The sequence below is a fragment of the Streptococcus fermentans genome (assembly GCF_040888305.1).
GTDB lineage: Bacteria > Bacillota > Bacilli > Lactobacillales > Streptococcaceae > Streptococcus > Streptococcus fermentans.
Genome location: NZ_JBFNFG010000002.1, coordinates 110,030 through 128,010, shown reverse-complemented (window position 1 = coordinate 128,010; position 17,981 = coordinate 110,030). Strand labels below are relative to the sequence as shown.

The following is a 17,981-nucleotide window of genomic DNA, read 5'->3' as shown; positions in this document are numbered from 1 at the left end:
TTTATGCTATACTGTTTTTATGAAAATATCCATAAAAAGATTTTTCGACAATGAAATCCTCTCCTACTTATTTTTTGGAGTTGCAACTACACTTGTTTCTATCATTGTTCGTATCACTATTTTTTACTTTTTCCAACAAGAATTATGGGCGACTGCTCTGGGAAATATAACTGGAATTTTGTTTGCTTTTTTCACTAACGATACCATTGTTTTTAAACAAAAACGAAAAAATTGGTTCAAGCGTCTGATAAAATTTACGACCGCAAGATTCATTACATTCCTCTTAGACCTGCTTTTAACCTTTATTTTTGTGACGAGTTTCCCCCATATTATCGGTCAGTTTGTAGGTGATAATCTCAATACTATCAATACAATTGAGACTATTTTTGCACAAGTTACTATTATAGTCCTCAATTACATCTTCAGTAAAGTTTTTGTTTTTAAAAAACACTGAGCATATTTCTTGCATTCAACAGATGATTAAGTTATAATTTAAAATGTAAAATTTTGAAAGGAAAAAGATTATGTTAAAGGATCTTAAAGAATTTTTGCTCCGCGGTAACGTCGTAGACCTTGCTGTCGGTGTGATCATCGCTACTGCTTTTGGTGCTATCATTACTTCATTCGTTAATGATATCATCACTCCACTTCTATTGAACCCTGCTTTGAAAGCTGCAAAAATCGAACGTATTGCTGAACTTTCATGGAATGGGGTTGCTTACGGTAACTTTTTGAGCGCTGTTATCAACTTCCTTGTTGTAGGTACTGTTCTTTTCTTCATGATTAAAGCAATTGAAAAAGCTCAAAATCTTCGTAAAAAAGAAGAAGTTGTTGAAGAGGAAGCTCCAGCTGGACCAACTGAATTGGAAGTTCTTCAAGAAATCAAAGCTCTTCTTGAGAAAAAATAATCATATAGAGGATTCGGTTCAATACTGAATCCTTTTTTACTTCTCCTTTTACTGAGCCTAGAAAAAACTTGAGTTCAGCTCTCTTTTTTGATATAATAATTAAAGTTTCCACCCTTAGTGTAATGGATATCACGTAAGATTCCGGTTCTTGAGATGGGGGTTCGATTCCCTCAGGGTGGATTGATGAAAACAAAAAAAGCAACGGCGCCGTTGCTTTTTTTCTGTGTTACCCTTGTCTTTGAATATAGAACATTGATACCAACGAAAGTAAAATAACTCCAAGTCCGATGATTAAAAAGGAAACTAATTGCACACTTGGTAAAAATGTCATTACACCTTTCGCAATAGGCATAAAGAGAATTGCCAGTGTAAAAATGGTACTCAATACCCTCCCCAGATAGTCTCCATCAACCTTGGTTTGTACCTGAGTAAAGAAGTGAATATTAAAAATTGTCATAAATAATTCACAAACTAGGTTTCCTAAAAAAGTTAGAAAATTTGGCAGTGGTAAGCCCATCATGAAAACTCCTACTCCTGTGAGGATCAATAAGAATAAAAGCGTATTCATGCTCGATTTAAATTTATTTGCTATCAGTGCTCCGATGATTGAGCCAATTGCACCCATGGTTAAGATAGTCGCATAGGCTCCCTCTACACCATAAAGTTTATTTGAAAAAGGGAGCAAAAACTCAAAAGCTGCAAAAAAGAAATTCACACTGGAAGCCACTAACAAGAGAAAGAAAATTTCCTTTTGATGCCTGATATAGTGCAAGCCATCTTTGATATCCGCAAAAATATCTTTTCCAGTAAAAGGTTTCTGCTCTTGAACCTTTGGTTCTTCTTTTGGAAGTAAAGCAACCAGAACAAAAGCGATGAAAAAGGTCAGCGCATCCAGTAAAAGAGTCGCATGGAGGCTTGCGAATTGTAAAACGATGAAGGAGAGCACAGGAGAACTTACAGCAACAACCTGCAAGACTAACTCTAAACGAGCATTATAGGTCACAATCTCGTCTTTCTCTACAACCTCAGTTATAATGGCCTTATTGGCTGTACGAGAAAATGCAAAGGCAACCGCCTGAACAATATTAGCAAAAATCAAAGCGCCAATCATCCAGCTATCATTTCTGATAAAAGAAATAGCTAAACAGAGAATCCCACAAACCAAGTCTGTTGTCATCAAAATCTTGCGACGCGAAAAACGGTCTGAAATCACGCCTCCAAATGGATTAGCTAGTATAGCTGTCACCAACTCTGAAATTTGATAAATACCTAGAACGGTTTGCCCAATCGTTCCCATCGATGCCGACCAAACACTATTTCCATAATCATAGAGCATATTTCCTATCTTGTTTATAGCTCCACGACTAATCAACTGTACTGCATATCGATTCATAAAAACTCCTCTCAAATTTTGAAACTATTGTATCAAAACTTGAAGGAGTTTCTCATTTTTCCCTTATTTGGGAAATTAATTTTTGACAAATTTCTCGTAGTGTTCCTGATAGTAGGCTACTTGCTCTGGAAGACCTAGTAGGTCAAAAATACGCATTGCTTCCTGCATTTGTTTACAACCTTCTTCTTTTTGCCCCTTCTGATAAAGAGCAAATCCCTTAAGAAAGTGGAAAACATTACGCTCATAGAGTTTGATGCTCTTACCTATAATCTTCTCTATATAAGCTTCAAAGTAGCTGGCATTTTCAAAAGCAAGATGTTCTAAACAATGCTGGTAACAGTTAAGAGCTAAAATCAAGACCAGTTTTCGATGGCGGCCAATTTCTTTGTAGAAATCTTCCCTCTCCATCACTTCTCTACCAAGGCGAGTAACATAGTCCACATCATAAAAGCTATAGAGATTGCCAAAGAGGATCAACTCATACATGGTCCATTCATCTGTTTGGAAAAGATAATCTGCCACCTTATCCAGATCACCTTGCTTCATAGTGAAGCTAGCATCTCTTTGACAAATCAGACCTTGTAACAAAATCCAGTTCAGCTCAAAATAGAGGGGATTTGTTGAACTCTTAGCCTTTTCAAGTTGTTCTTCTTGAAGTTTTTGAAAACCTGCAATATCATTTGAGTAGTAAAGTGGAATAATCTGAGCCATCAAGCCAACATGCTCATGATGTTGAAAATTTCTAGTCTTATCCATAAAATTCTCAATCGTCACATGAATATTATCTAATATTTCAAAGAAACGAGATGCAGCCAGATCCGACTCCCCCAATTCAAAGCGGGATAATTGGGAGGTCGAACAGGCCTCTCCTGCAGCTTCTTTTAGAGAGTAATTTTTACTGATTCGAAATTCACGAAAAACTTTTCCAAGATTTTCCATCTTACACCTGCTCCGATAATTCTTCCCACTCTAGCATTGCTTCTTCTTGACGCTGGCTAATTTTATCCAGTTCTGCTTGTAATTGCATGAGTTCATCTGCATCATTGGTGGTATGCATTTGTTCAGAGATAGCTTGGGCTTGAGTTTCCAGTTCTTCGATTTCTGTCTCAAGACTTTCGATTTGTCTCATCAATTTACGAAGTTCTTTTTGACTTTCCTTTTGAGCTTGGTAGTCATTAACTGGAGAAGCCTCTTTTTCTTGGCTAACAGCTGCCGCTTCTTCTGCTTGGCTAGCTGCTAGCTCTGCTTTTTTATCAACATAATAGTCATAATCACCAAGATAAAGTGTTGATCCATTTTCAGACAATTCTAGCACATGAGTCGCTACACGGTTGATAAAGTAACGGTCGTGGCTGACAAATAGAAGAGTCCCATCAAAGTCAATCAAGGCATTTTCCAACACTTCCTTACTATCGATGTCCAAGTGGTTTGTCGGCTCGTCTAGAATCAGGAAGTTATTATTTTCCATTGAAAGTTTAGCTAGGAGCAATCGAGCTTTCTCTCCACCTGACAGCATACCAACCGATTTCTTAACATCGTCACCAGAAAAAAGGAAGGCACCTAGGCGATTACGAATTTCTAGTTCAGGAGTCAGCTTGAAATCATTCCAGAGTTCGTCTAAGACTGTATTACTCGGTGTTAGTTTGCTCTGAGTCTGGTCATAGTAACCAACCTCAACATTAGCACCAAAGCGCTTCTCACCCTTGATAAAGGGAATTTGGTCCACAATGGATTTAATAAAGGTTGACTTACCAATACCGTTAGGACCAACAATGGCAATAGCGTTCATCCTACGAAGATCAAGGTTGATGGGTTCTGATAAGATTTCACCATCATAGCCAATAGCAGCATTTTCAACTGTCAAAACGACATTACCAGATACCCTGTCAGAATGGAAGGTCATATTAGCTGACTTTTTCCCAGCTTCAGGCTTGTCCAAGCGATCCATTTTCTCCAGTTGCTTGCGTCGAGATTGAGCACGTTTGGTTGTTGATGCTCGAACAAGATTTCGGTTAACAAAGTCTTCTAAGGCAGCAATTTCCTTCTGCTGCTTTTCATAGTTTTTGGCTTCAGTTGCGAGCTTCTGCTCCTTCTGCTCCACAAAACTTGAGTAGTTTCCTGCATATCTATCTAAAGAATGTTTGGTTAAGTCGAGTGTTATGGTCGCAACCTTATCGAGGAAATAACGGTCGTGGCTGACGATAATTAAAGCACCGCTATAATTAACTAGATAGTTTTCTAACCAAGCAATTGTATCAATATCCAAGTGGTTAGTCGGCTCGTCCAAGACCAAGAGATTAGGCTTTTCAAGGAGCATTTTGGCAAGGGCTAAACGGGTATTTTGACCACCGGAAAGCTCAGCGATTCGCATCTGCCACATAGACTCGTCAAACTTGAATCCATTTAAGATAGAGCGAATATCAGCTTCGTATGTAAAGCCTCCAGCCTGACGGAAATTTTCTGATAGGCGATCATAGTCAGACATTAGTTTTTCTAGTTCTGAACCAGTTCTTTCCCCCATCTCCAACTCCATCTGTCGAAGTTGTCTTTCAGTACGACGCAAGTCATCAAAAACATGAAGCATCTCATCATAGATGGTGTTCTCAGACTCAAATCGACTATCCTGAGCTAGATAAGAGAGGGAAATATCTTTTTTCTTATTGATTTCACCAGTGGTTGGCTCCTCTTCTCCAACCAATATCTTGAGCAAAGTAGACTTTCCAGCACCATTTTTCCCAACGAGAGCAATGCGGTCTCTTTCATCCACTTGTAGGTTTATATTATCAAAAAGAACCTCTCCAGCAAAAGAACGTTCAATTTTATTAGCTTGTAAAATAATCATACAGTTAGTATAGCATGTTTCGGTTAGCCGTTCAAGACTTGTGGTTTAGGTACATTTCATAACTTTTTCAGAAACTCATGCTAACGTTTTACTAAAACTTCAAATCGTGGTATAATGTAAGCGATTAGATTATATATTAAAGGAGATTTCCTATGGCTTATCAAGAAAACTACCAAAAATGGGTTGATTTCGCAGAACTTCCAGACTACCTTCGTCATGATTTGGAAAACATGGATGAGAAAACTAAAGAAGACGCATTCTATACCAATCTTGAGTTTGGTACTGCAGGTATGCGTGGACTGATTGGTGCTGGTACTAACCGCATTAACATCTACGTTGTTCGTCAAGCAACAGAAGGTTTGGCTCGTTTGATTGAGTCAAAAGGTGGAAACGAAAAAGAACGTGGTGTAGCGATCGCTTATGATAGCCGTCACTTCTCTCCAGAATTTGCCTTTGAATCTGCAGCAGTTCTTGCTAAACACGGTATTAAATCTTATGTTTTTGAAAGTCTCCGTCCAACACCAGAACTTTCATTTGCTGTTCGTCACCTTAACTGCTTCGCAGGTATCATGATTACTGCTAGCCACAACCCTGCTCCATTCAATGGTTACAAGGTTTACGGTGAAGATGGTGGCCAAATGCCTCCACACGATGCGGATGCTTTGACAACTTATATCCGTGCTATCGAAAATCCATTTGCAGTTGAAGTTGCTGATGTAGAAGCTGAAAAAGCATCTGGTTTGATTGAAGTTATTGGCGAAGCAGTCGATACCGAATACCTCAAAGAAGTCAAAGATGTGAACATCAACCCAGCTTTGATTGAAGAGTTTGGCAAGGACATGAAGATTGTCTACACTCCTCTTCACGGTACCGGTGAAATGTTGGCGCGTCGTGCTCTTGCACAAGCAGGATTCGACTCAGTTCAAGTTGTTGAAGCTCAAGCTACTCCAGATCCAGACTTCTCAACTGTTAAATCTCCAAACCCAGAAAGCCAAGCAGCCTTTGCACTTGCAGAAGAACTTGGTCGTCAAGTAGGAGCTGATGTGCTTGTCGCAACTGACCCTGATGCTGACCGTGTCGGTGTTGAAGTTCTTCAAAAAGACGGTAGCTATCTTAACCTTTCAGGTAACCAAATCGGTGCTATCATGGCCAAATACATTTTGGAAGCCCACAAAAACGCTGGAACTCTTCCAGAAAATGCAGCCCTTTGCAAATCTATCGTATCAACTGACTTGGTAACGAAGATTGCTGAAAGCTACGGCGCAACTATGTTCAACGTCTTGACTGGTTTCAAATTTATCGCTGAAAAAATCCAAGAATTCGAAGAAAAACACAATCACACATACATGATGGGATTTGAAGAAAGCTTCGGTTACTTGATTAAACCATTCGTACGTGATAAAGATGCTATCCAAGCTGTTCTAGTCGTTGCTGAACTTGCAGCCTACTACCGTTCTCGTGGTTTGACTCTTGCAGATGGTATCGAAGAAATCTACAAAGAGTATGGCTACTATGCTGAAAAGACAATCTCTGTTACTCTTTCTGGTGTCGACGGTGCTGAGCAAATCAAAGCAATTATGACTAAATTCCGTGAAAATGGTCCAAAAGAATGGAACGCAACAGAAATCACTGTCGTAGAAGACTTCAAAGCACAAACTTCTACTGCCTCTGATGGCACTGTAACAGCCTTGACTACTCCCCCAAGTGATGTCTTGAAATACACACTTGCTGATGGTTCATGGATTGCAGTTCGTCCTTCAGGTACTGAACCAAAAATCAAGTTCTACATTGCAGTTGTTGGTGAAAGCAACGAAGATTCACAAGCTAAGATTGCTAACATCGAAGCTGAAATCAATGCCTTTGTAAAATAAGCAACTATATAAAGGTCGGGAAAAATCCTGACCTTTATTTTTGATGATAAAGTAAAAGATGACTGTAATTTATGTCTTTTTTTAACTCTTTTGACCAAAACTTCAGTTTCGATATCTTTAAAGACACAGGGATATCGGACTAGAAAATCAGACTTAGTCTACTAATTTCTGCCCCACCATCTATTTCCGTATCAAAACTGAGCAATTTTAGAAACTTTATGGCATACTAGACATATCAATGAAAGCGAGGTAATCTCATGGAACAATTTTTAGAAAACATCAAAGATCTTGAAGTTACAACTGTAGCGCGTGCTCAAGAAGCACTTGACAAGCAAGAAACTGCAACTTTCTTTATCGGACGCAAAACTTGTCCTTACTGCCGTAAATTTGCTGGTACATTGGCTGGTGTAGTAGCTGAAACCAAAGCGCACATCTACTTCATCAATAGCGAAGAACCAAGTCAACTTGAAGCTTTACAAGACTTCCGCTCACGCTATGAAATCCCTACTGTACCAGGATTCGTCCATGTTGCAAATGGACAAATCAAGGTCCGTTGCGACTCTTCAATGTCAGCTCAAGAAATCAAAGAATTTGCTGAGTTGTAAGATAGTCTATAAAAAAAGAAGGCAAAGGCCTTCTTTTTTTATATCTCAGTCAATGGTGTTGCGGTGTCTGGTGAAGTATCGTAAACTTGAAAATCTACTCCTACTCCTAGATCTGCTTGAGCTAGCTGATTGACCATTGTCATGTGAGCCAGCTCCTTGATATTATTTTCCTTAGACAAATGGCCTAGGTAAATCTTCTTGGTACGATTACCTAGTGTGCGAATCATGGCGTCTGCGCCATCTTCATTTGAAAGATGTCCAAGATCAGACAGGATGCGTTGTTTGAGTCGCCATGCGTAGGATCCTGCTCGCAGGATTTCCACATCATGATTTGACTCGATCAGATAGCCATCTGCATTCTCGACAATGCCAGCCATACGATCACTAACATAGCCTGTATCCGTCAGCATGACAAAGCTCTTATCGTCCTTCATAAAACGATAAAACTGGGGAGCGACTGCATCATGACTCACACCGAAGCTCTCGATATCGATGTCGCCAAAGGTTTTGGTTTTTCCCATCTCAAAAATATGCTTTTGCGACGAGTCAACCTTACCGAGATACTTACTATTTTCCATAGCCTGCCAAGTTTTCTCATTGGCATAAAGATCCATGCCGTACTTACGAGCAAGGACGCCCACACCGTGGATATGATCTGAATGCTCATGGGTTATTAAGATAGCATCCAAATCCTCTGGTTTACGATTGATTTCACTCAAGAGGCTTGTAATTTTTTTGCCTGAGAGTCCCGCATCTACTAAAATTTTCTTTTTTGGTGTTTCCAAGTAAAATGAATTTCCACTGGAACCCGATGCTAAAATACTGTATTTAAAACCGATATCACTCATTCTAGTCTTCTAGTTCATCCTCCCAAATCTCTTCTTTCACGGCATCTTTATCGTATGGAAGTACGATGGTAAAAGTAGAGCCCTTGCCATATTCACTCTTGGCCCAGATAAAGCCCTTATGTTGCTTGATGATTTCCTTAGCAATAGCCAAACCTAATCCTGTTCCACCCTGAGCACGACTTCTTGCCCGATCAACTCGATAGAAACGGTCAAAAATCTTCGGCAAATCTTGCTTTGGAATTCCTAAACCTTGGTCAGAGATAGACAAAATCATCTGATCATCTGTAGTCTTCATGCTTACAGTGATTTTTCCACCATCTGGTGAATATTTGATGGCGTTATTTAGGATATTATCTATCACCTGAGTCATCTTATCTGTATCAATCTCAATCCACACGGAGTTAATCGGATAATCTCTCACCAACTCGTATTTCTTCTCATCGTCCTGACTTCTCATCTTATCAAAACGATTGAGAATAAAAGTGATAAAGGCAGTAAAGTTAATCAACTCAACATCCAAGTGACTGGTCTCATTGTCAATCCGTGAGAGGTGCAAGAGGTCCGTCACCATCCGCATCATACGGTTGGTTTCATCCAGAGAAACCTTGATAAAATCAGGGGCAACTGGTTCTGTCAGGGCTCCTTCGTCCAAGGCCTCAAGATAAGATTTTACACTTGTCAAGGGTGTACGCAACTCATGACTAACGTTCGAAACGAAAAGCCTTCTCTCACGTTCTTCCTTCTCTTGTTCAGTCGTATCATGTAGGACTGCTACTAAACCAGAGATAAAACCAGATTCTCTACGAATCAAGGCAAAACGCACGCGCAAACTGATATACTCGCCATTCACATTTTGGGAATAAATCATCAATTCAGGACTTTGGGTAATGAGATCTCTCAGCTCATACTCTTCTTCAATTTTGAGTAACTCTAAGATATTTTGATTAAGAGCATCATCCCTTTCAACTCCAAGTTGTCTCTTGGCCATATCATTGATCATGGTGATCTGGCCACGACGATTGGTCGCAAGTACTCCGTCTGTCATATAGGCTAGGATACTATGCAACCTCTTACTCTCTTGTTCGAGATTTTCCTGAGTCAGACGGATTACTTCAGACAAATCATTAAGATTATTGGTGATATTTGTAATCTCTGAACTTCCCTGCATATCCAAAACCTGAGAATAATCACCAGCAATCAAATCCTTAACCTTCTGGTTTAATTGTCTAAGGCGAATATTATCGCGACGGCTCTCAAGCAGAAGAAAAGTCACTAGCATAATAAAGCCAATTAGGATGAGGATAAAGATAAAGTCACTCGTCAAAATTGTTTGTTTAATTACTTCAATCATTATTTCTCATGTAATATCCCACTCCACGACGAGTTAGGATGTATTCAGGTCTACTTGGTGTGTCTTCGATCTTCTCGCGCAAACGTCTAATAGTTACATCAACTGTACGGACATCTCCAAAATAGTCATATCCCCAAACAGTTTCAAGAAGATGTTCTCGGGTAATAACTTGACCAAGATGAGAAGCTAAATGATGTAAGAGTTCGAATTCGCGGTGGGTTAGGTCTAACTCTTCACCATATTTCTTAGCCACGTAGGCATCTGGTAAAATCTCCAAATCGCCAATCTGCAGACTTTGTAATTTCGTTTCAGGTTCTTGGTTATCAACTGATACAATATCTGTACGACGGAGAAGAGCTTTAACACGGGCCTGTAGTTCACGATTTGAAAATGGCTTGGTTACATAGTCATCCGCTCCAAGTTCAAGCCCAATAACCTTATCAAACTCGCTGTCCTTTGCTGAAAGCATGATAATAGGAACACTACTTGTCTTACGAATAGTTTTTGCAACTTCAAGTCCATCAATCTCTGGAAGCATCAGATCCAAGATAATAATATCTGGTTGCTCAGCTTCAAATTGTTCAAGAGCTTCACGACCATTAAAAGCAGTTACAACTTCATAACCTTCCTTGGTCATATTAAATTTTATAATATCTGAGATGGGTTTTTCATCATCTACAATTAGTATTTTTTTCATTTAGTCACCTTTTTCCTTATCTCATTATACCAAAAAAATGTAAAGAAGACACGAAAGACCGATACTAGCAGCTTCTTTTCAAGTAGGCTTGCCAAATCTTTTGCTGGGGTTTGGCTAGGGGATAATTGATAAATTCTTCCGGACTTAACCAAAGGACTTCTCTATCTGCATATTCCTGTGTTTCAGTAACTCGCCCTGCAATTATCTGGATATGCCATTTACGATGGCTAAAAATGTGCTTAACCTCTTCAAAACGTAGATCTTGCCAATCAACTTCAAGGTCATAGTCCTGTTCAAAACTCTCCTGTGGAGATGGTCCCAGTTCTAGAATTGGCTCCGCTACTTGACTAAAAAGGTCCAGGTCCTGAGTCTGGTCTGAGAATTCATCAACTTCAATCAAGGGAAAATGCCAAAATCCAGCCAAGAGTTTTTCACTCTCATTCTTCTCTAATAGAAACTGACCTTGACTATTTTGAACTACAAGAGCCTTTAGAAAAATAGGAATTGGCTTTTTCTTTGGAGCCTTAATGGGATAGCAATCCATGGTCCCATGTTGGTAAGCAGCACTGAACTCCTTAACAGGACTCTCCTCAGGTCTTGGATTAACAGGAGCCTCAATATCTGAACCTAAATCCATCAAAGCCTGATTGAAATCACCTGGACGATCAGGATCTATTAGAACTTCCATCATCGCTTGAAATAGTTTACGATTGCTAGGATTTCCAATATCATGATTGACTTCAAACAAACGTGCCAAAACACGCATGACATTGCCATCTACTGCAGGCTGTGGAAGGTTAAAGGCAATACTAGAAATTGCACCAGCTGTATAAGGACCAATCCCCTTTAAGCTTGAAATACCTTCATAAGTTGACGGAAACTTGCCTTCAAATTCACTCATAATCTGTTGAGCGGCTGTTTGCATATTGCGGACACGAGAATAATAGCCAAGTCCTTCCCAAGCTTTTAATAAGCGCTCCTCAGGAGCATTTGCTAAGCTTTCAACAGTCGGAAACCAGTCCAAAAAACGTTCATAATAGGGAATAACGGTATCAACTCGAGTCTGCTGCAACATGATTTCAGACACCCAGATATGGTAAGGATTCTTACTCCGTCTCCAGGGTAAATCACGCTTATTTTCGTCATACCAGGCTAATAATTTTTGACGGAAAGAGAGAATCTTGTCCTTTTCCCACATGGTCACACCATATTTCTCCAAATCTAACATATTTCTAGTATAGCATAACCTTTAATGATACTCAAAAATTCAAGATAGGACTTGTTAAAACACTCTCTTAAACTCTGTTAGATTAATAGCAATTTAACCTTTCCAAACCAGCTGATTCTATCATTTTCCCTTCTTTTTTGATATAATAAATTTAATGATTCTTCAAAGGAGGCATCTATGCGTTTTAATCAATTTAGTTACTATCCTGTAAGCCAGCGAGAAGCTTTACAGGAATTATCCAACCTTGGGTTCAAGCTTGATCAATCAAATTCTGCGAAAGAACAGTTTGAAGCTTTTGTTAGAACTTATTTTTTCAATTATAAAAATACGGATTATCCCCTCTCAACTTTAGCGGTTGATAAAGAAACTGATCTGCTCACTTTCTTCAATTCTAATCGTGAATTAACTTCAGAAATCTTTTATACCGTAGTTTTTCAGTTGCTTGGATTTAGCTACCTTATAGACTTCGAAGATGCTCAAACCTTTCATCAAGAAACAGGACTTCCTATCGTCTTTGGTGATTTAGTTGATAACCTCTATCAACTCCTTAACACGCGCACTAAAAAGGGAAATACCTTAATTGATCAGCTTGTTAGTGATGGTTTTATCCCTGAGGACAATGATTACCACTACTTCAATGGAAAGAGTTTGGCTACTTTCTCAACTAACAATGTTATTCGTGAAGTTGTTTATGTAGAAAGTAGTATTGATTCTGATAATGATGGACTGCCAGATCTTATCAAGGTAAACATTATCCGTCCATCTTACCACGGCAAAATTCCAGCTGTTATGACGGCAAGTCCTTACCATCAAGGAACCAATGATAAAGCTAGTGATAAGGCCCTTTACAAAATGGAAGCTGAACTAGAAGTCAAAGAGCCACACGAGATTAGCTTAGAAGATCCGAGTATTAGTTTTATTGAACCAGTTGGCCAAGCAGACCTCGTTCTAGAAGCTGAAGAAAAACTGACTCATATCAATAGCAGCTACACACTTAACGACTACTTCCTTCCAAGAGGATTTGCAAACATCTACGTATCTGGTCTTGGTACAAAGGATTCTCAAGGTCAGATGACTAATGGTGACTACCGACAAGTTGAAGCCTATAAAAATGTCATTGATTGGCTCAATGGCCGTTGTCGTGCCTTTACAGACCATAGTCGTGAACGTCAAGTCAAGGCTGACTGGTCCAACGGTAAGGTAGCAACTACTGGTCTTTCTTATCTAGGAACAATGTCTAACGGTCTTGCTACTACAGGAGTTGATGGTTTAGAAGTCATTATTGCTGAAGCAGGTATCTCATCATGGTACAACTATTACCGTGAAAATGGTCTTGTGACAAGCCCAGGCGGCTATCCTGGAGAGGACTTCGATTCATTAGATGAATTAACTTATTCTCGTAATCTCTTAGCTGGTGACTTTATTCGTGGAAACGAGGCTCATAAAGCATCCATAGAAGAACTCAAGAAAAATCTAGACCGTAAAACTGGAGATTATAACCAATTTTGGCATGACAGAAACTACCTTCTTAATGCTAAAAAGGTTAAGGCTGAAGTTGTCTTTACCCACGGTTCACAAGACTGGAATGTCAAACCACTTCACGTCTATCAAATGTTCAATGCTCTTCCAAGTCATATTAAAAAACATCTCTTTTACCATAACGGCGCCCATGTTTATATGAACAACTGGCAGTCTATTGATTTCCGTGAATCTATGAATGCCCTTTTGACGCAGAAATTATTGGACCAAGAAACTGACTACCAACTTCCAAGAGTCGTTTGGCAAGACAATACTGCTCCTCAAACCTGGCTGTCACTTGAAGATTTTGGAAATCAAACTGACCATAAAACTTTCTCTTTAGGTACTGAGGAAGCTGTCATTGAAAATCATTACCAAGATTCTGACTTCGAACGATTTGGAAAAACTTACCAAACCTTTAACAATGAACTTTATCAAGGTAAGGTCAATCAGATTACCATTGATCTTCCAGTGACTGAAGATCTTCATATCAATGGTCGTGTTAAACTAAACCTTCGTCTCAAGTCAAGTACCAATAAAGGTCTTCTCTCTGCTCAACTTCTCGAACTTGGTCAAAAGAAATACCTTCAACCTTATCCTGGAGTCTTGTCTGCTCGTACGATTGATAATGGTCGTTACCATATGCTGGAAAACATTTGCGAGCTACCATTTAGCCCAAATGCCCAACGTGTTATTACCAAAGGCTACCTCAACCTCCAAAATCGTCATGATTTATTAAAAATTGAAGAAGTTAAACCAGATGAATGGATGGAATTCCAATTTGAATTACAGCCAACTATTTATAAACTAAAAGAAGGCGATACTCTCCGTCTCGTTCTTTATACTACTGACTTTGAAATTACTGTTCGTGACAATACAGACTATCACTTGACTGTCGACCTTGCACAGTCCAATCTTGAGATACCTTTTCAAAGGGAGGTAACTGTAAATGAACAAAGCCGAGCAAAGACACCAGCTCATCCGAGCCCTAATCACTAAACAAAAAATTCATACCCAAACTGAATTACAAGAACTACTGATTGAAAACGGAGTACAGGTCACACAAGCAACACTTTCAAGAGACATCAATCTGATGAATCTTTCTAAGATTCGTGAAGGTGAACACTCCTATTATTCAATCAACACTGGCTCTACATCCAAGTGGGAAAAACGGCTAGAAGTGTATATGGAGGAATCCCTCTACATGATGCAACCTGTCCAACACCAGGTTGTCATCAAAACCTATCCAGGATTAGCACAGTCCTTCGGATCCATCTTGGATGCCCTAAACTTCCCTGAAATTGTAGCTACTATCTGTGGAAATGATGTCTGTTTGGTTATCTGCGAGGATAAGGAACAAGCTCAATCTTGCTTTGAGCGCCTCAAACAGTTTGCACCACCTCTATTTTTTGATCGCTAACAAAATCCCGTGATGATAGTCATCACGGGTTTATTTTATGAATTGTTGTTTTCAGCTTGTTTTTTAGTTCTTGCTAGTCTCAAAGCACGATTTGGATTGAGGCGATTAAATAATTCTTCTAACTTCTTCTCATTCCAGACGTCTGCTGCAGAAACAAAATTTCCATCAGCATCACGGAAAGATATCGGTTTATCTCCCATCGCTATCTCCTAGTCCACAAATTCAAACTCAAACTTACCGATACGAACCAAATCTCCATCCTTGGCACCACGGGCGCGGAGAGCTTCATCGACTCCCATACCGCGCAACTGACGTGCAAATTTCATAACAGACTCATCGCGGTCAAAGTTAGTCATGTTAAAGAGTTTGATGAGTTTTTCACCTGAAAGTACCCAAGTTGCATCATCATCACGACTAATTTCAAATGGTTTTTCTTCTTCATCAAAGCCATAATAAACTTCTTCTTCCATTTCTGACTCATCATAAAGAAGGAATTCTGGAGTCTTATCAAGAAGTTCAGCCGTTGCGTCTAATAAAGGTGCCAAACCTTGTTTTGTCAAACCTGATATTGGGAAGATTGCTGGTAATTCCTCGAACTCATCAAAGTTAGTTGCCAATTTTTTCTTGAATTTTTCAAGGTTTTCTTGGCTTTCTGGCATATCCATCTTATTAGCAACAATAATTTGTGGACGCTCCATGAGACGAAGGTTGTAAGATTCCAACTCTTTGTTAATAGCTAGATAATCTTCGTAAGGATCGCGACCTTCACTGGCTGACATATCGATGATGTGAAGGATAACGCGAGTACGCTCAATATGGCGAAGGAATTGAGTTCCCAAGCCCACACCTTGACTTGCTCCTTCAATCAAACCAGGAAGGTCTGCCACTGCAAAGGACTCACCTGATTGGGTACGGACCATACCAAGATTTGGAACGATTGTTGTAAAGTGGTAGGCACCAATTTTAGGTTTTGCAGAGGTAATTACGCTGAGCAGAGTTGATTTCCCAACTGAAGGGAAGCCAACCAAACCAACATCCGCAAGGATTTTAAGTTCTAACTGTAATTCGCGCTCCTGACCAGGTTCTCCATTCTCAGAGATCTCTGGAGCAGGATTTTTGGGTGTCGCAAAACGGATGTTTCCACGGCCACCTCGACCACCGTGAGCAACGATAAACTCTTGGCCATGCTCAATCAAGTCCGTGATAACTTTTCCAGTTTCTGCATCACGCACAGTTGTACCTTGAGGTACTCGAACAATCAAGTCTTCTGCACCGCGTCCGTGCATTCCTTTGGTCATCCCTTTTTCACCCGATTGGGCTTTGAAATGACGATTGTAACGGAAGTCCATCAAGGTACGTAAACCTTCATCTACAACAAAGACAACGTTACCACCACGACCTCCATCACCTCCCCATGGACCGCCATTAGGGACGTATTTTTCACGGCGAAAGGCAACCATCCCATCGCCACCATTTCCAGCCTTGACCTTGATCTTGGCTGTATCTAAAAACATACTCATATTCTTTTCTCACTCTAAAAAGGGCTGGGAAATCCCAGTCACCAACTATTACTACTTGCTAGAAAATCTAGCATTTTAAAATCTGCTAAATACACCGATAGCTGTAGCAAAGATACCTGCTAAGGTTACAAATAACATGATTAATACGACAAACATCGTTAGTTTTTCAAAGAAAGTTTTTTTACGCTTCCCATTATCACCAAATGCCATTTTTTCTCCTTTACTATAATACTCTAATCTTAAAATTCATCTGATACAGGAGCGATTGCCCACAAGATCAAGTAAGCAATAAGGCCAGCACCATAACAGAAAGCTAGAACTCCCCAAACTACACGTACAATTGTAGGGTCAATATCAAAATAATTAGCTAAACCAGCGCATACACCACCGATTTTTTGATCTCTACCACTTCTCATAAATTTCTTTTTCATTTTTTTATTTCCTTTCTTTTATTCGATTAATCGTTCAAATATTTTCTTAAATGGCTCAACTGTTTTCTAGAAGCTTTCAACATACGTCTTGACCCCTTGACCGGCATAGACACTGCTTGTTGTGGTATATAAAATACTGTCTTTAAAATACGTTTCGTAACAGGTTCATCTGCAGTCAATTCTTTTTCAAAATTATTTGAAATAATAACATCTAGATAGAATTCATGCACTCTCTTAGCAAAATTCTCAGCTGAAATTTCATACAATTTTTCAGCCAAAAGTTTTTCATCCATCTTTGGAGTTACAATTAAAGCTTCTAAAATAGCCCCTGCTAGATCTCTCTCTTCATAATAAAGAGTTCCAAACATTTTATGATTGACGAGGTTATCAAGATAGGGATTTCCATGAGCTATTACCGGAGTCTTACTTGCAAGACTTTCAAGATAGGTCAAGCCTTGCGTCTCACTAGTTGAAGCTGAAATGAAGAAGTCAGCAGCCTTATAGTAAAGTGCGGTTTCACTTGGGGCAATCATCCCTGTAAAAATAACAGAATCTTGAATCTGTAAATCTGATGCTTGCTCCTTGAGATTTTCCAGATAAGGACCATCTCCAGCTACGACTAATTTAACATTTTGCTCTTCTTTTAGAACAGCTGGAAGTGCTGCCAGAACAGCTTGAATGTTCTTCTCGTAAGAAACACGTGAAAGGCTAAGAAGCATCTTTTCATCTTTCTTAATGCCTAATTTATCACGTAAGTCTGCGATATGTTCTGGTCCAATCTCAGGTCGTTCAAACTTGGCTAGCTCAATCCCTGTAGGAATAACTCGTTTTTCTACTTTGACCTTATAATCTGATAGAAGGTCTCGCACAATTTCACTTGGACAAATCACTCCATCAACATCATGAAGGAAGCCTCTCACAAGGTACTTAACCATACCTGGACGAATCAACATCCCCTTAGCGATATAGTGGACATAATCTTCGTACTGGGTATGATAGGTATGAATGACTGGAATTTTCAATTCACGCGCTATCCAAATCCCTAATAAACCAAGAGAAAACTCAGTCTGCGTATGAATAATATCCAGCTTGTATTGCTTGGCAATCTCAAGAGCTTTTGTAAATCCACGATAGGCGAAACGTCGATCCTTAAAGGCAAAGAAAGGAACACTAGGGATACGGATAATCTGCCAGTCTTCATAACGATTAACATCCTTGTCTGTTGTTGTAAAGATAAAGACGGCATGTCCTTGCTTTTCAAGTTCTGTTTTTAAGGTTCGAATACTGGTCGCAACACCCGAGACCTGCGGGAAATAAGTATCTGTAAATAAACCAATTCGCATATACTA

At 39.4% G+C, this 17,981-nt stretch carries 18 protein-coding genes and 1 tRNA gene; 7 read left to right on the top strand and 12 right to left on the bottom strand.

Annotated features, from left to right (window positions below):
- The first annotated feature begins 19 nt into the window (after positions 1-19).
- The 3 genes from AB2B50_RS02965 to AB2B50_RS02955 all read left to right on the top strand — a co-directional run bounded on the left by AB2B50_RS02965 (position 20) and on the right by AB2B50_RS02955 (position 1,088).
- Positions 20-454, top strand: coding sequence for a GtrA family protein (locus tag AB2B50_RS02965; protein WP_320692388.1), 435 nt, complete (start codon positions 20-22; stop codon positions 452-454).
- A 70-nt stretch (positions 455-524) separates the two neighbouring features.
- A complete protein-coding gene (gene mscL / locus AB2B50_RS02960) occupies positions 525-908 on the top strand; it encodes a large conductance mechanosensitive channel protein MscL (RefSeq protein WP_320692387.1) in 384 nt (127 codons plus the stop codon).
- Positions 909-1,016: 108 nt separating this feature from the next.
- Positions 1,017-1,088, top strand: a tRNA-Arg gene (locus AB2B50_RS02955).
- Positions 1,089-1,134: 46 nt separating this feature from the next.
- Here the strand turns inward: AB2B50_RS02955 and AB2B50_RS02950 are convergent.
- From AB2B50_RS02950 to AB2B50_RS02940, 3 genes are all read right to left on the bottom strand, one after another.
- Positions 1,135-2,301: an MFS transporter gene (locus AB2B50_RS02950; protein ID WP_320692386.1), complete on the bottom strand. Its 1,167-nt coding sequence runs from the start codon at positions 2,299-2,301 to the stop codon at positions 1,135-1,137.
- A gap of 75 nt (positions 2,302-2,376) precedes the next feature.
- Positions 2,377-3,240, bottom strand: a complete 864-nt coding sequence (locus AB2B50_RS02945) for an XRE/MutR family transcriptional regulator (RefSeq protein ID WP_320692385.1) — start codon at positions 3,238-3,240, stop codon at positions 2,377-2,379.
- Between the two features lies 1 nt (position 3,241).
- A complete protein-coding gene (locus tag AB2B50_RS02940; RefSeq protein WP_320692384.1) occupies positions 3,242-5,143 on the bottom strand; it encodes an ABC-F family ATP-binding cassette domain-containing protein in 1,902 nt (633 codons plus the stop codon).
- Positions 5,144-5,295: 152 nt separating this feature from the next.
- Here AB2B50_RS02940 and AB2B50_RS02935 point away from each other — a divergent pair, with 152 nt between their 5' ends.
- Together AB2B50_RS02935 and AB2B50_RS02930 are read left to right on the top strand one after the other, a co-directional pair.
- Positions 5,296-7,014 carry a phospho-sugar mutase gene (locus tag AB2B50_RS02935; RefSeq protein ID WP_320692383.1) on the top strand — a complete coding sequence of 573 codons (1,719 nt, stop codon included), beginning with the start codon at positions 5,296-5,298 and terminating at the stop codon, positions 7,012-7,014.
- Between the two features lie 257 nt (positions 7,015-7,271).
- A complete protein-coding gene (locus tag AB2B50_RS02930) occupies positions 7,272-7,619 on the top strand; it encodes a thioredoxin domain-containing protein (RefSeq protein ID WP_320692382.1) in 348 nt (115 codons plus the stop codon).
- A gap of 38 nt (positions 7,620-7,657) precedes the next feature.
- Here the strand turns inward: AB2B50_RS02930 and AB2B50_RS02925 are convergent, their stop codons facing one another.
- From AB2B50_RS02925 to mutY, 4 genes are all read right to left on the bottom strand, one after another.
- Entirely contained in the window at positions 7,658-8,467 is an 810-nt protein-coding gene (locus tag AB2B50_RS02925) for an MBL fold metallo-hydrolase (RefSeq protein ID WP_045763287.1), read from the bottom strand.
- Position 8,468: 1 nt separating this feature from the next.
- Complete coding sequence (gene vicK / locus AB2B50_RS02920; protein WP_320692381.1) at positions 8,469-9,818, bottom strand: cell wall metabolism sensor histidine kinase VicK; 1,350 nt, start codon at positions 9,816-9,818, stop codon at positions 8,469-8,471.
- Complete coding sequence (gene yycF / locus AB2B50_RS02915) at positions 9,811-10,515, bottom strand: response regulator YycF (protein ID WP_000722070.1); 705 nt, start codon at positions 10,513-10,515, stop codon at positions 9,811-9,813. Before yycF ends, vicK begins: the two co-directional genes overlap by 8 nt.
- Before the next feature lie 64 nt (positions 10,516-10,579).
- Positions 10,580-11,743: an A/G-specific adenine glycosylase gene (gene mutY, locus AB2B50_RS02910; protein ID WP_320692380.1), complete on the bottom strand. Its 1,164-nt coding sequence runs from the start codon at positions 11,741-11,743 to the stop codon at positions 10,580-10,582.
- A 177-nt stretch (positions 11,744-11,920) separates the two neighbouring features.
- Between mutY and AB2B50_RS02905 the strand changes: the two genes are divergently transcribed.
- Positions 11,921-14,260: a Xaa-Pro dipeptidyl-peptidase gene (locus tag AB2B50_RS02905; protein WP_320692379.1), complete on the top strand. Its 2,340-nt coding sequence runs from the start codon at positions 11,921-11,923 to the stop codon at positions 14,258-14,260.
- The gene (locus AB2B50_RS02900) at positions 14,211-14,681 is read left to right on the top strand and encodes an arginine repressor (RefSeq protein WP_320692378.1); all 471 of its coding nucleotides are present in this window, start codon (positions 14,211-14,213) and stop codon (positions 14,679-14,681) included. Before AB2B50_RS02905 ends, AB2B50_RS02900 begins: the two co-directional genes overlap by 50 nt.
- A 35-nt stretch (positions 14,682-14,716) precedes the next feature.
- Here the strand turns inward: AB2B50_RS02900 and AB2B50_RS02895 are convergent, their stop codons facing one another.
- From AB2B50_RS02895 to AB2B50_RS02875, 5 genes are all read right to left on the bottom strand, one after another.
- The gene (locus AB2B50_RS02895) at positions 14,717-14,881 is read right to left on the bottom strand and encodes a hypothetical protein (protein WP_320692377.1); all 165 of its coding nucleotides are present in this window, start codon (positions 14,879-14,881) and stop codon (positions 14,717-14,719) included.
- A gap of 9 nt (positions 14,882-14,890) precedes the next feature.
- Positions 14,891-16,201, bottom strand: coding sequence for a GTPase ObgE (gene obgE / locus AB2B50_RS02890; RefSeq protein WP_320692376.1), 1,311 nt, complete (start codon positions 16,199-16,201; stop codon positions 14,891-14,893).
- Positions 16,202-16,276: 75 nt separating this feature from the next.
- Entirely contained in the window at positions 16,277-16,411 is a 135-nt protein-coding gene (locus AB2B50_RS02885) for a DUF4044 domain-containing protein (protein WP_000863850.1), read from the bottom strand.
- A gap of 29 nt (positions 16,412-16,440) precedes the next feature.
- Positions 16,441-16,632: a PspC domain-containing protein gene (locus AB2B50_RS02880; RefSeq protein WP_301559964.1), complete on the bottom strand. Its 192-nt coding sequence runs from the start codon at positions 16,630-16,632 to the stop codon at positions 16,441-16,443.
- 26 nt (positions 16,633-16,658) lie between these two features.
- A complete protein-coding gene (locus AB2B50_RS02875) occupies positions 16,659-17,975 on the bottom strand; it encodes a glycosyltransferase family 4 protein (RefSeq protein WP_320692375.1) in 1,317 nt (438 codons plus the stop codon).
- Between the last annotated feature and the right edge of the window lie 6 nt (positions 17,976-17,981).